At 71.8% G+C, this 13,299-nt stretch carries 10 protein-coding genes; 7 read left to right on the forward strand and 3 right to left on the reverse strand.

Annotated elements, in window-relative coordinates:
• Window positions 1–11 precede the first annotated feature (11 nt).
• Window positions 12–452 (forward strand): TIGR01841 family phasin, encoded by a 441-nt coding sequence (phaP, locus tag QM772_RS07255; protein ID WP_415134998.1) that lies wholly within the window; start codon window positions 12–14, stop codon window positions 450–452.
• Window positions 453–603: 151 nt separating this feature from the next.
• Here phaP and QM772_RS07260 read toward each other — a convergent pair whose 3' ends face one another.
• Both QM772_RS07260 and QM772_RS07265 read right to left on the reverse strand, forming a co-directional pair.
• Window positions 604–786, reverse strand: a complete 183-nt coding sequence (locus QM772_RS07260) for a hypothetical protein (protein WP_415135000.1) — start codon at window positions 784–786, stop codon at window positions 604–606.
• A 36-nt stretch (window positions 787–822) separates the two neighbouring features.
• Entirely contained in the window at window positions 823–3,891 is a 3,069-nt protein-coding gene (locus tag QM772_RS07265) for a LysM peptidoglycan-binding domain-containing protein (RefSeq protein WP_415135002.1), read from the reverse strand.
• Window positions 3,892–4,162: 271 nt separating this feature from the next.
• Here QM772_RS07265 and QM772_RS07270 point away from each other — a divergent pair, with 271 nt between their 5' ends.
• Both QM772_RS07270 and QM772_RS07275 read left to right on the forward strand, forming a co-directional pair.
• Window positions 4,163–5,206 carry a ligase-associated DNA damage response exonuclease gene (locus tag QM772_RS07270; protein WP_415135004.1) on the forward strand — a complete coding sequence of 348 codons (1,044 nt, stop codon included), beginning with the start codon at window positions 4,163–4,165 and terminating at the stop codon, window positions 5,204–5,206.
• A complete protein-coding gene (locus tag QM772_RS07275; protein WP_415135006.1) occupies window positions 5,203–6,942 on the forward strand; it encodes an ATP-dependent DNA ligase in 1,740 nt (579 codons plus the stop codon). Before QM772_RS07270 ends, QM772_RS07275 begins: the two co-directional genes overlap by 4 nt.
• Before the next feature lie 434 nt (window positions 6,943–7,376).
• Here QM772_RS07275 and QM772_RS07280 read toward each other — a convergent pair whose 3' ends face one another.
• Window positions 7,377–7,919 carry a helix-turn-helix domain-containing protein gene (locus QM772_RS07280; protein WP_415135008.1) on the reverse strand — a complete coding sequence of 181 codons (543 nt, stop codon included), beginning with the start codon at window positions 7,917–7,919 and terminating at the stop codon, window positions 7,377–7,379.
• A gap of 186 nt (window positions 7,920–8,105) precedes the next feature.
• On the opposite strand from QM772_RS07280, the gene QM772_RS07285 reads away from it, so the two are divergent.
• The 4 genes from QM772_RS07285 (at window position 8,106) to pdeM (ending at window position 13,283) form a co-directional block, all read left to right on the forward strand.
• A complete protein-coding gene (locus tag QM772_RS07285; RefSeq protein ID WP_415135010.1) occupies window positions 8,106–9,509 on the forward strand; it encodes an L-lactate permease in 1,404 nt (467 codons plus the stop codon).
• A 7-nt stretch (window positions 9,510–9,516) separates the two neighbouring features.
• Window positions 9,517–9,831: a MarR family winged helix-turn-helix transcriptional regulator gene (locus tag QM772_RS07290; protein ID WP_415139511.1), complete on the forward strand. Its 315-nt coding sequence runs from the start codon at window positions 9,517–9,519 to the stop codon at window positions 9,829–9,831.
• Between the two features lie 90 nt (window positions 9,832–9,921).
• Window positions 9,922–12,594 (forward strand): ligase-associated DNA damage response DEXH box helicase, encoded by a 2,673-nt coding sequence (locus QM772_RS07295; protein ID WP_415135012.1) that lies wholly within the window; start codon window positions 9,922–9,924, stop codon window positions 12,592–12,594.
• Window positions 12,591–13,283, forward strand: a complete 693-nt coding sequence (gene pdeM / locus QM772_RS07300; protein WP_415135014.1) for a ligase-associated DNA damage response endonuclease PdeM — start codon at window positions 12,591–12,593, stop codon at window positions 13,281–13,283. Before QM772_RS07295 ends, pdeM begins: the two co-directional genes overlap by 4 nt.
• Window positions 13,284–13,299: the final 16 nt, after the last annotated feature.

Genomic DNA, 13,299 nt, shown 5'->3' on the forward strand with positions numbered 1-13,299 from the left:
TCAGGAAACCCATGGCAACCTCCAAGAAACCCACCGCCGCCGGCATCCCCGGTGTCCCGTCGCTGAGCGACCTGACCAAGCTCGCCGAGCAATTCAAGCTCCCCGGCGTCGATGTCAGTGCCTTCGTCGAATGGCAGCGCAAAGACCTCGAGGCGCTGGCCGAGGCCAACCGGCGCGCCTACGAAGGCGTACAGGCCGCAGCCCAGCGCCGCGCCGAGATGCTGCGTGAAACCTTCACCCAGTTGCAAGGCCTGATGGCCGACGCAACCGGCAAGGACGCGCTCGCCAGGCAATCCGATGCAGCGCAACGCGGCGTGCAGCAGGCCATGGACAACTTCCGCGAGCTCGCGCAGATGGATGCGCGCACGCTCTCCGACTCGTGGCAGGCGGTGCAGGACCGCCTGAACGAGAACATGGCCAACCTGCAGAAGCTGCTGACGCCGAAGAAATAAGCGACCCGCGCCACGGTGGCGCGGCCGGCCCTTCGGCTGGGCAACGGCCGGGAGGCAGTTTCCCCGCCATGCGAGCGGAGCACAATGCTCCTAAATACATAGCTTCCGGCGCTTGCTCAGCAAGCGCCGGAGCCGTTTTTGACGTTGAAGTTCAGCGATCCGGCGGCGGCTTGCGCGTGTCGTCGAAGAACAGGATCACCACCAGCACGTACACGATCGGCGCCAGGAACAGCGCGATCACCAGCGCCGCCGCCGCGTTGACCCAGCCGCCGTAGTACAGCAGCGCATACAGCGCCGCGAAGGCGACGCCGAGCCAGAGGGGCCAGAGTTTCATGGCTGGCAGTATGTCACCGCGTGGCCGGCGCCCGCGTCACAGGGGCTTCACGCCCAGCTCCTCCAGCACCTTTTCGAGTTGCACGGCCGACATCGGCGATGGATGCGAGGTCACGTTGCCTGTCGGCGCGCTGTAGGGATAGGGGTAGTAATTGGTGACGGAGGACTTGTAGCTGCCGTCGTCGGCCGCCGTCGCGCCGAACTTGTCGGCGTCGCCTTCCAACCGGTTGGCGGTGCCGTGCAGGCGGCCCTTCAGCTCTTCCAGCTCGCCCGTCTCCATGCCGTTGATCCAGTCAGCGAACTTCTGCTGGTCGCCGGCCTGGTTCAGGTCGAGCCCCTGGGTCTGCGCGTACTTCGCCAGCAGGGGCACCACGCTGTGCCCGGCGCCGCTCTGGTCGCACAGGGTGCGCGCGGCCTCCTCCTTGATACCCGCGTGCTGCAGGAACTCCATCGACCGCCCATCGTCCCAGCGCGGCTCGTGCGTGCTGTGGGCCTTGTGCTCGTTCCAGGCCCATTGGCCCAGCGCGCCGCCGACCATGAGGCCCAGGCCGATCCAGCCCACCGGGCCGCCCGCCGCGAAGGTGGCCATCAGCATGCCGGCGCCCTGCGCCGTGAAGAAGGCGGCCGACTCCGGGTCGCCCTTGGCCAGGGCATCGGCCGCCGCGAAGGCGTCCACGAAGGCGCCCAGGCCGCTCGTGAACTTCATGAAAACGCTGCCGCCCAGCTTGCCCAGCGCTGAGTCGGCGTTCAGGGCGCCCCGGCCGACGGCGATGTCGGCGCCGCGCCAGGCCAGGCCCGCCGAATCGGAAACCACCCGGAAGATGTTGGCCCACGATGGATCGTCGATCGCCTTGCCGGTGGACGCCAGGAGGCCGGCGCCGGCCAGGCCGATGCCGGCCGCGCGCACCAGTTGGCCCGGCAGCGTGGTCTTCTCCAGCCCCTTGATCCCGTCCAGGGTCTCGTCCAGATCCTTCAGGCGCTTGGCCACGCTTCCGGTGTCGCCAGGCCGCAGGGCGGCGTCCTCGACGGCGTCGATCGCCTTGTTCATCTGCTCGGGCGAAACGCCGATCAGCTTGGCGAAGCGCGAATCGCGCATCTTCGCCAGTTCGTCCTTGGCCCGCTGGATGGTCTCGGGCTTGTTGGGGTCCACGGTTCCCGACCCCGCCAGCGCGAGCACGCTCGACTTGACGTAGGCGGTGGCGAAGTCCTGCCCCAGCCAGACGCTGCGGTTGGCCAGCTTGGCCGGCCCGCTGAGATTGGGGTTGATGAGGAAGTCGAGCAGCTTCTGGCCCAGCGGGCCCTGGGTGATGTCCGGGTTGGCCTGGAACGCCGCGTGGATGGCGCTCTGCGCCACCGGGTCTTGCAGCGTCTTCTTGAGGGCCTCGATGCTGGCGTCCTGCGTGGCCGGGTTGTTGGCGCCCTGGCCCAGCGCGGCCATCTGGGCCAGCAGTTTCTCGCCGTCCTGCGCCAGCTGCTTCTGCAGATCCTTGCCCTTGGCCTCCCATTCGGGGCCTTGTTTCTTGGTGTAGTCGGCGATGGCCTTCTCGAGCTGCTGCGGCGTCATCGCGCCGCCCTGGTTCTGGATCAGCCAGCCGATCTCCTCCATGTGCCCGGCGTAGGCGCGCGCGTCTTCCTCGACCTTGCCGCGGAAGCGCTCCATGCCGGCGTCGATGACGCGCTGCGCCGTATCGGCCGGGTCGCCATAGGGCACCGAGTCGGGCGCCTGCCGGCCGTAGGCCAGGGCGTAGTCCGGGCGGCCGCCGTTGCCGATGTGGTCCACCATGGCCTGCGCGTTCCAGATGCCCGCCTTGAGCATGCGGTCCATGTTGGCCTGGCCCTGCGGCGTGTCGAGGCTGCGCTCCAGCACGTTCAGGGCGGAGGTCATCTCCCGCGCGCCAACGACCCCGCTGTGGCCGAAGTGCTCCTCGCACGCCTTGGCGTAGGTCTCGAACGCCGGCAGCGACTTGTCGACCACCGCCGCCGCCATCCCGGGACTGAGGCCCTTGGTCACCTGGTCGAGCCGCTCCATGGCCTGCTCGCCCTCCAGCGGGCCGTCGAGGCCGTTCCACATGGGCGTGTCGCCGGCGATGCCCTTGTCGCCCATCGGCTCGGTGGCCCAGTCGGCGGCGGCCTGGATCAGCGCGCGGCCGTCGGCGCTGGCCAGCGCGGCGGCCTTCACCTCGGGCGAGGCGTTCTTCAGCCCCTCGTCCAGCGCCTGCACGGCCTTGCCCGGATCGGACTCCTTCCTGGCCTGGGCGACGATGTCCGCCGCCTCCTTGTCGACGGCGGCCTGCCTGCGATCGCCGGCCAGCGCATCCAGCGCCTGCTTGAGCTGCTTGGTTTCGCCGTCGTCGGACTTGTAGCGCGCCTGAATCTCCTGGCCGGCGCGCTGGTAGTCGGACTCGGCCGGCTGCTGCCCGGGCGGCAGGCCGGCGCGGGCGCGCGCGTCCAGTTCGGCACTGGCGGCGGCCTCCAGGTCGGCGCGGGCATTTTCCCGATTTTCATGCAGGCGCAGGCGCGTGGCGGGGTTGGCGTCCGAGGGCAGTTCGTCGTAGGCCTGCTCGGCCTTGCGCGCCGTCGTCATGGCCTCGTCGGTGGCCTGGGTCTTCTGCTCCAGCGGCGTCAGCGCCTTCTGGGCCGGCACCCACACTTCCTGGCCGGGATGGATCAGGTTGGCGTTGGGAATCTCGTGCCGGTTGGCGCCGGCGATGTCGCCGACTGACACGCCCGGGTGGCTCCTGGCCATCTCGGTCAGCGTCTGGCCGGGTTCGACCACCTCGCGCGTGGGCTCGGCGCCGTAGCCGGGGCCGATGGGCACGTTGATCTTCTGCCCGACGTCGATGACGTCCGGGTCGGCGATCTGCGGGTTGGCCGCCTCCAGCATCGGCACCGTGGTCTGGTAGCGGCGCGAGACCTCGGTCAGGGTTTCGCCGCGCTCCACCTCGTGCTGCACGTAGGTCTGCGGCGGCGGCGCGTCGGGCTTGCCCTGGTGCAGCGCGGGGGCGCGCACGGCGGGATCGACCTGCTCGCGCGGCGGCGGTGGCGGCGGCGGAACGGGCGCGCGGGCGGGACGGGAGCCGTGGTTGACTTCAGCGGGCAGGTGCATGCGGGGCTTTCCAGATGAGACTCCAAGCAGTCTAGGAAGACCACGTGCCGCCGCCAACTGGTAAGGCTACGACTAGTAGAGTTACTAGGTAGCCGCCCACGTGGCGCCCGGAGAAGCCAGCAACTCCTCTTTTGATAGCTGCCAGCGCTTGACTGGCGGGCGTCAGAGTTGTTTTTCGCTCAAAGCCCCTGCCCATCGCCGCCGGTCGCGCGCGAACGCCCCCGGCGCCCCGTCCGACAGACGCCCCGGCGGTAAGCGCCCACAATGCCCCATGCCGCCCGCCGCCCCGCCCGACGACCTGGTGGTCGCCACGCCGCGCGGCCTGTACTGCCCGGCGGGCGACTTCCACATCGACCCTTGGCGCCCGGTCGAGCGCGCCGTCATCACGCACGCGCACGCCGACCACGCGCGGCGCGGCCATGCGCACCTGCTGGCGCAGCGCGATGGCGAGCGCATCCTGCGCGCGCGCCTGGGCGCCGGCATCTCGCTGCAAACGCTGGCCTACGGCGAGGCGGTGGACGTGGGCGGCGTGCGCGTGTCGCTGCACCCGGCCGGCCACGTGCTGGGCTCGGCCCAGGTGCGGCTGGAATACGGCGGCCGCGTGTGGGTCGCCTCGGGCGACTACAAGCTCGACCCCGACCCCACCTGCGCGCCCTTCGAGCCGGTGCGCTGCGACGTGTTCATCACCGAATCCACCTTCGGCCTGCCCATCTACCGCTGGCCGGCGCCCGCGCGCCTGTTCGCCGACATCGACGCCTGGTGGCGCGCCAACGCCGCCGCCGACCGCCCGAGCGTGCTGTACGCCTACGCCTTCGGCAAGGCGCAGCGCGTGCTGGCGGGAGTGGACACCAGCATCGGCCCCCTCGTCTGCCACGGTGCGGTGGAAATGCTGAACGACGCCTACCGCGCCAGCGGCGTGGCGCTGCCGCCCACCCACCGCGTGACGGACGCCGGCATCGACCAGGCCGCGCTGTCGCGCGCGCTGGTCGTCGCCCCGCCCTCGGCCGCCGGCACGCCCTGGCTGCGCCGCTTCGGCGAGCACTCCGACGCCTTCGCCTCCGGCTGGATGCGGCTGCGCGGCACGCGCCGCCGGCGCGGGGTGGACCGGGGCTTCGCCCTCAGCGACCACGCCGACTGGCCCGGCCTGCAACGCGCCATCGCCGCCACCGGGGCCGCACGCGTCATCGTCACCCACGGCCAGGTGCCGGTGATGGTGCGCTGGCTCACCGAGCAGGGCCTGCGCGCCGAAGCCTTCAGCACCGAGTACGGCCACGAAGATGACGATGCGCCCACGCCCGAGGAGCCGCCCGCGTGAACCGCTTCGCCCGGCTCTACCACGCGCTCGACGCCAGCACCGCCAGCGGCGCCAAGCAGGCCGCGCTGCAAGCCTACCTGCGCGAGGCGCCGCCGGCAGACGCGGCCTGGGCCGTCTATTTCCTCGCTGGCGGCAAGCCGCGCCAGCTGGTGCCCACGCGCGTGCTGCGCGAACTGGCGCGCGAGGCGGCGGGCATCCCCGAATGGCTGTTCGACGAGTGCTACGAGGCCGTGGGCGACCTGGCCGAGACCATCAGCCTGCTGCTGCCCGAGCCCACCGCGCACGACGCGCGCGGCCTGGCCGAGTGGATGACGCACGAGCTGCTGCCCCTGCGCGGCCTGCCGCCCGAGGCGCAGCGCGCGCGGCTGCTGGCGCAGTGGCGGCGGTTGGCGCCGAGCGAGCGTTTGCCCTACCTCAAACTCATCACCGGCGCGCTGCGCGTGGGCGTGTCGCGCTTGCAGGTCACGCAGGCGCTGGCCGCCGTGGGCGGGCTGGACGCCAAGCTCGTCGCCCAGCGCCTGATGGGCTACACGGGGGTGGGCGCGCAGCCCGGCGCGGCCGACCTCGCCGCCCTCATCGCCCCGCCCGGTGCGCCCGCTGCCGGCGATGCGCGCGGCGGCCAGCCCTACCCCTTCTTCCTGGCGCATCCGCTGAACGAGCCGCCCGAGCGCTTCGACGCCCAGCTCGGCCCGCCCGCCGACTGGCTGGTGGAGTGGAAGTGGGACGGCATCCGCGCGCAACTCGTCTGGCGCGACGGCCAGGCGTGGCTGTGGTCGCGCGGCGAGGAGCTGATCACCGAGCGCTTCCCCGAACTCGCGCAGGCGGCGAGCGCGCTGCCCCACGGCACCGTGATCGACGGCGAGATCGTGGTCTGGAATGCTCCTGAATCAGTAGCTGCCAGCGCTTGCCAGACAAGCTCTGGAGGCCGATTTGATTCAAAAAATGCAGCCGACGCCGCCAGCGTGCTGGCCGGCAGCGTGCGCCCCTTCGCCGCGCTGCAAAAGCGCATCGGCCGCAAGACGCTCACGCCCAAGGTGCTGCGCGATCAGCCCGCCGCCCTGCTGGCCTACGACCTGCTGGAAGCCGCCGGCGCCGACCTGCGCGCGCTGCCCCAGCACGAACGCCGCGCGCGGCTGGAGGCGCTGCTCGCCGCCCACCCCGCGCCCGCGCTGCACCTCAGCCCGCGCGTGCACGGCGCCACCTGGGCGGATCTCGCGCGCCAGCGCGAGGCCGCGCGCCGCCTGGGCACCGAAGGCTTCATGCTCAAGCGCCTGGACGCGCGCTACGGCACCGGCCGCACCAAAGACGCCGGCCTGTGGTGGAAGTGGAAGATCGACCCCATGCGCGTGGACGCCGTGCTGCTCTACGCCCAGTGCGGCCACGGCCGGCGCGCCAGCCTGTACACCGACTACACCTTCGCCGTCTGGAGCGGCCCGCCCGAGGACGCCGGCCGCACCCTGGTGCCCTTCGCCAAGGCGTACTCGGGCCTGACCGACGCCGAGATCGCGCGCGTGGACGCCATCGTGCGCCGCACCACGCAGGAGAGCTTCGGCCCCGTGCGCAGCGTGCGGCCCACGCTGGTGTTCGAGCTGGGCTTCGAGGGCATCGCCCGCTCCGGCCGCCACAAGAGCGGCATCGCCGTGCGCTTCCCGCGCATGCTGCGCTGGCGGCAAGACAAGCCCGTGGAAGAGGCCGACACGCTGGCCGCGTTGCAGGCGCTGCTGCCCGCACCGTGAGGCGACGGCCGCGCGCCCGCTCCAAGGGCTGGCCGCGCCGGATGACGCCAACCTAGTTCCGCTTCATGAGCCGGCCGGCTGCGCGGACACTGCGCCGACCAGCGAGAGTGCTGCCACAGGCAGACCTCCATCGGCATCAATATGCATGCAGATCGGCTCGGTGGGCGCGGCGGTGCTCGGCAGCGTGCTGCTCAAGCAGCCGCTCACTGCGGTACAGGCGTTCTGGCTGGCGGTCAGCCTCGCCGGCGTGGCGTGGTCTGGCTGAAGCTGGCCGACAGCACCAGGCTGAAAGCGCGCAGGCGCCGCGCTTCCGCGTGAAGGAAGCCATCGCATGTTCGGCGGCGCACGGGTTCGATTTGATCCGGCCTATGCCGGAGGCGTTCATGGCGAGAGACCGGGGCTTCAGGCGCGCCAGAAAGAACCAATGAACGAGGTCAAGGGCCGAGCACCGTGAGGATGATGCGCGTCGGCCCCTTCGCAATGCCCTTGAACCAGTGCTCCGAATCCACGCGCAAGGTGGCGGTGTCACCCGCATTGAGCGTGATGGTTTCCCGCGACGTATGGATCTCCAGGCGCCCGGAAAGGACATGGAATATCTCGCGGGCTCCAGGTTCGTGCGCCGCGAATCGGCTTGATGTCGCGCCTGCCGGGACGGTGTAGGCGAGCAGTTCGACATCGGGGCTCGGGCGGGCCAGCGCCAGCCGTTCGATGCCGGTGGTTTCATCGAAGAACCGCAGGTTCTCGCCTGCGCGGGTCACTTGCGCGCCTTCGCGCTCCACCAACTCTCCGAGTTCGCAGCCCAGTCCCCGGGCGATGGCAACGGCGTTGCGCAGGCTGGGACTCAGCAGGCCGCGCTCGACGCGCGAGAGGGCTGCGGCCGACACGCCGCTTGTCTCGGCCAACTGGTCAAGGGTGACGCCCAGGCGCGTGCGGCGCGTGCGCACCGCATCGCCGAAACGGACGTCCTGCTCTTGCAATGCATTTTCCAAACCGGACCCCCATCGACGAATTTTTGCATATTAGCAAAAGGGTTTTCGCATTCGCTATTCGCCGGCGGCATCGCAGACATGCCGCTCGGTTGACTATTTGCAGATCAGCAAATAATATTGCTTATCTGCAATCCGAGTCTCGCCATGTCTACCTTACTAGCCGCCTTACCTGTCTTGTCCACCATTCTGGCCCTCGTCTTTGGGGTTCGATCCCTGTATGCCGCATTCCTCGGCGTGGCGTCCGCCGCGCTGGCCATCCTGCTGGCGTTCCCGGTTCCCATGGAAAGCGTCGCGCCGGCCGTGGTGCGCTGGGTGCCCATCCTGGTCGAAGTGCTGTTGATCGTCGGCGGCGGGCTGCTGCTGTCCGAAGTCCTGCGTCAGGCCGGGGGCCAGGCCGTGCTGGCCGACTGGGTGCGCGGGCGGGCCGGCCAGGGCGTGGGCGCGGTGCTGCTGGTCGTGCATGGCATCACGCCCTTTGCCGAATCGCTGACCGGGTTCGGCATCGGCGTCACCATCGGCATTCCGCTGCTGGCGCACTTCGGCCTGCCGGCCCGCAAGGTGGCGGTCATCGGCCTGCTGGGGCTGTGCGCCGTGCCGTGGGGATCGATGGGGCCGGGCACGCTGATCGCGGCCACCATGTCCGGCGTGCCGTTCCATGACCTGGGCGTGGCGTCCGCGGTCCTTAGCATCGTGCCGTTCGTCGTGACGGGCGTTGCCGCGGCCTGGCTCGCCAGCTCGCGCGAGGGGCGTGCTGCGGCCATCGTGCAAGGCACGCTTTCCGGCATCGTCCTGACGGTTGCGGTGCTGGCTGCCAACATCCTGTTCGGCACTGCACCTGCCGGGGCGCTGGGCGCGCTGGCCGTGATCGCGCTGCATCTGGTGCGTGGAAGCAGACGCGGTGCGGCCACCGTGCTGAGCGGACCTGGTCGTCGCTCTCTCTGGAGCTATGCCGTCCTGCTGGGCGGGGTGCTGGTCGCTGGCGCCATCGTGCGGATAGCTGGGTTGTCCGAGAACTGGCGTTACGTGGCCTCGCCCGCGCTGTGGCTGTTCGTCGCCGCGGTCTGGTTCGCTCGCGGCCTGCCAGCACGAGAAGTCAGCCAGCGCGCATGGTCATCCTGGACGAAGGTGGCTTCGGTGACGGGATTGTTCATCGTCCTGGGCATCCTGATGGCCGTCTCAGGCATGGCCGCATTCCTGGCGCAGACGCTGGCACAAACCGGATCGCTCTATCTGGTGGCCGCCCCCTTTGTCGGTGCGATGGGTGGCTTCGTCACGGGGTCCAACAGCGGGGCCAACGCGATGTTCGCCACCACGCAGGCAGCGATCGCCCGATCGCTCGGGGTGGACGTGCTGGGGTTCATCGCGGTGCACAACGTCTGCGCCGCCTTCCTGCTGATGGGCTCGCCCGGCAAGATCGAGATGGCCGTCCAGTTGTCGCCCGCGGACGCCGCCGGCCATCGTCGCTGGATTCAGACGACGGTTTTGCTCGTGAGCTTCGTGGTCGTTGCCGCGCTGGCAGCGGTCAACACGCAGCTCGCAGGCTCGATGGCCGCGTTGTTGAACGTGTTTTCCGGTTGAGCCGGACATTCGACCTCCGAGCTCGCAAACGCGGTCGCAGGACGGCGAGCTGCGCATGCAGGAGCTGGCCGCGCTGTTGGGCCTGAACCAGAGCTCGGTGTCGCGCATGGTCGAGCGCCAGGAGCGCGCCGGCCTGACCGTGCGCGACCTGTTCCCGGACGACAAGCGCGGCGTCTACACGGTGCTGACCGAGCAAGGGCGCGCCTGCGTAGGAAGGCGCGCTGCCCGACATGAACAGGCGCTGGGTGCCGCGCTGAAGGCGCACGGCGGCGCGGCGCTGCTGCCGCCGACGCAAGCCCGCAAGGGGCGGACGGGCCCGTAGGCGGCGCGCGCCGCACGGGCTCCCCCGGACAAGGCGGCGGGGCGCTGTCCGGCAGCGCGAGAACAGGAATCGGGGTGAAATCGAAGGCCCATGCCTGCCCGCACCTTCGCCCTCGCCACCGCCTGGCTCGCCGCGCGCGGCTGGCGGCCGTTCGCTTTCCAGCGGCAGGTGTGGCGCGCCATTGCCGAAGGCCGCTCGGGCCTGCTGCACGCCACCACCGGCGCCGGCAAGACGCTGGCCGTTTGGCTCGGCATTCTGGAGCGTTTTTCGGCTCCAGCGCCTGTGGATATTGCGCAAACAGCTATAAAAAAAGAAGCAAAGGCGCCCCCGCTCACCATCCTGTGGCTCACCCCCATGCGCGCGCTGGCGGCCGATACGCTGCGCGCCCTGCAAGCGCCGCTGCCCGATCTGGCGCCGCAGTGGAGCAGCGGCCTGCGCACCGGCGACACCCCCAGCGGCGAGCGCGCCGCGCAGGCCCGCCGCCTGCCGACGCTGCTGGTGACCACGCCCGAAAGCCTGTCGCTGCTGATCGCGCGCGCCGACGCGCGCGAGCTGCTGGGCAGCGTGCGCCTGGTGGTGGTGGACGAGTGGCACGAGCTGATGGGCAACAAGCGCGGCGTGCAGGTGCAGCTGGCGCTGGCTCGCCTGTCCGGCTGGCGCCCGGAGCTGATGGTGTGGGGCATGTCGGCCACGCTGGGCAACCTGGACGAGGCGCTGCGCACCCTGCTGCCCGCGCCCGACGCCGCTGCGCCGCCGCCCGCACCCGCGCTGGCGCAGGGCGAAGTCGCCAAGCAGGTGCTGATCGACACCCTGCTGCCCGAGCGCGTGGAGCGCTTCGCCTGGGCCGGCCACATGGGCTTGCAGATGCTGCCGCGCGTGGCCGAGGCCATCGAGGGCAGCGGCTCCACCCTGGTGTTCACCAACACGCGCTCGCAGGCCGAGCGCTGGTACCAGGCGCTGATCGCCGCGCGCCCGCACCTGGCCGGCGCCATTGCGCTGCACCACGGCTCGCTGGACAAGGGCGTGCGCGACTGGGTGGAGCACGGCCTCAAGCACGGCCGGCTGAAGGCGGTGGTGGCCACCAGCAGCCTGGATCTGGGCGTGGACTTCCTGCCCGTGGAGCGCGTGTTGCAGATCGGCTCGTGCAAGGGCGTGGCGCGGCTGTTGCAGCGCGCCGGGCGCTCGGGCCACGCGCCGGGGCGGCCGGCGCGCATCACCCTGGTGCCCACGCACAGCCTGGAGCTGGTGGAAGCCGCCGCCGCCCGCGCCGCCGTGCGCGCCGGCCAGGTGGAGCAGCGCCACACGCCCCGCGCGCCGCTCGACGTGCTGGTGCAGCACCTGGTGACGGTGGCGCTGGGCAGCGGCTTCAGGCCCGAGGCGCTGTACGCCGAGGTGCGCCGCACCGCCGCCTACGCGGGCCTGTCGCCCGAGGCGTGGCAGTGGTGCCTGGACTTCGTGCGGCGCGGCGGCCCCTCGCTGGCCGCCTACCCCGACTTCCACCGCGTGGTACCCGACGGTGAGGGCGACGACGAAGGCGTGTGGCGCGTGCCCGACGCCCGGCTGGCGCGCCGGCACCGCAGCAACATCGGCACCATCGTCAGCGACGCGGCGGTGACGGTGCAGTTCGTCGGCGGCGGGCGGCTGGGCACGGTGGAAGAGAGCTTCATCGCGCGCCTGAAGCCGGGCGACGCCTTCCTGTTCGCCGGCCGCCTGCTGGCGCTGGTGCGCGTGCACGAGATGACGGCCCAGGTGCGCCTGGCGCCCGCGCGCCGCGCCGCGCTGCCGCGCTGGGGCGGCGGGCGCATGCCGCTGTCGTCCACCCTGGCCGAGGCGCTGGTGCGCGAGCTGGCCGCCGCCGCGCGCGGCGAGCTGGGCAGCCCCGAGATGCGCCATGCCGCGCCGCTGCTGGCGCTGCAACAGCGCTGGTCGGCCCTGCCCACGCCCGGCACCCTGCTGGCCGAGACGCTGAAGAGCCGCGAGGGCTGGCACCTGTTCCTCTACCCCTTCGCCGGGCGGCAGGTGCACATCGGCCTGGCCGGTCTCTTGGCCTGGCGCGCGGCGCGGCAGGCGCAGGGCACCTTCTCGATGGCGGTGAACGACTACGGGCTGGAACTGCTGTCGGCCCGCCCCATCGACTGGGCGGCGCTGCTGCCCGCGCTCATCGCCCTGCCGACCGAGGCGCCCGCCGACGCGGCCGCCGGCCGCCGCCCGCGCCTGCTGGCCGAGGTGCTGGACAGCCTGAACGCCGGCGAGCTGGCGCGCCGGCGCTTCCGCGAGATCGCGCGCATCGCCGGGCTGATCTTCCAGAGCCACCCGGGCGAGCGCCGCTCGGCCCGCCAGTTGCAGGCCAGCGCCACGCTGTACTACGAGGTGTTCCAGAAGCACGACCCCGGCAACCAGCTGCTGGCGCAGGCGCGGCAGGAGCTGCTGGACCAGGAGCTGGACATCGACCGCCTGGCCGCCACGCTGCAACGCATGCGGGGGCAGGCGCTGTCGGTGCACGCGCTGGCGCGCGCCACGCCCTTCGCCTTTCCGCTGATGGTGGAGCGCTTGCGCGAACGCCTGTCGAACGAGCCGCTGGCCGAGCGCATCGCGCGCATGGTGGCCGAGCTGGAGCGCGCGGCCGGCGGCGCGGCTGCCGGGGACGAGGGTGCGCAGTCGGTGCAGGAGGCGCTGCGCCTGTCGGACGGCGAGGCGCCGGCGGGCGATGCCGCTGCCGGCAAAGCGCGCCGCGCCCGTCGGCTGCGAAAGGCGCGCCCATGAGCACCGGCCCCACGCGCGTGACCTACCCGCTGGACCTGGGCGCGGCCCGCGTCGAGCTGCTGCCCGAGAAAGCCGTCTGGTGGCCCGAGGCGCGCACGCTGTTCGTGGCCGACGTGCACCTGGGCAAGGCCGCGTCCTTCCGCGCCCACGGCCTGCCGGTGCCCGAGGGCACCACGGGCGAGACGCTGGACGCGCTCTCCGCCCTGCTCGGCGCGCACGCCGCCGCGCGCCTGGTGTTCCTGGGCGACTTCCTGCACGGCCCCGAAAGCCACCACCCCGCCGTGCTGGCCGCGCTGCGCGACTGGCGCATCTGCCACGCCGGCGTGGCGATGACCCTGGTGCGCGGCAACCACGACCGCCGCGCCGGCGATCCGCCCGCCGCGCTGGCCATCGACCTGGCCGACGAACCGCTGGCCCTGGGCCCCCTGGCCGCCTGCCACCACCCCGAAGCCGCCCCGCGCGCCGCCCCCGGCGCCACCGCGCTGGCCGGGCACTGGCATCCGGTGGTGCACCTGCACGCGCGCGGCCGCGACGGCTTGCGCCTGCCTTGCTTCGTGCACCAGCCCGGCCGCCTGGTGCTGCCCGCCTTCGGCGCCTTCACCGGTGGCCAGCGCGTGGCGGCGGCGCCCGGCACGCGCTGCTACGCGGTGGGCGCGGGGAGGGTGTGGGCGCTGCCGGAAGAGGGCTAGATCGTTCGCGGCGTTT

The sequence above is a fragment of the Ottowia sp. genome, assembly GCF_047601385.1.
GTDB lineage: Bacteria > Pseudomonadota > Gammaproteobacteria > Burkholderiales > Burkholderiaceae_C > Ottowia.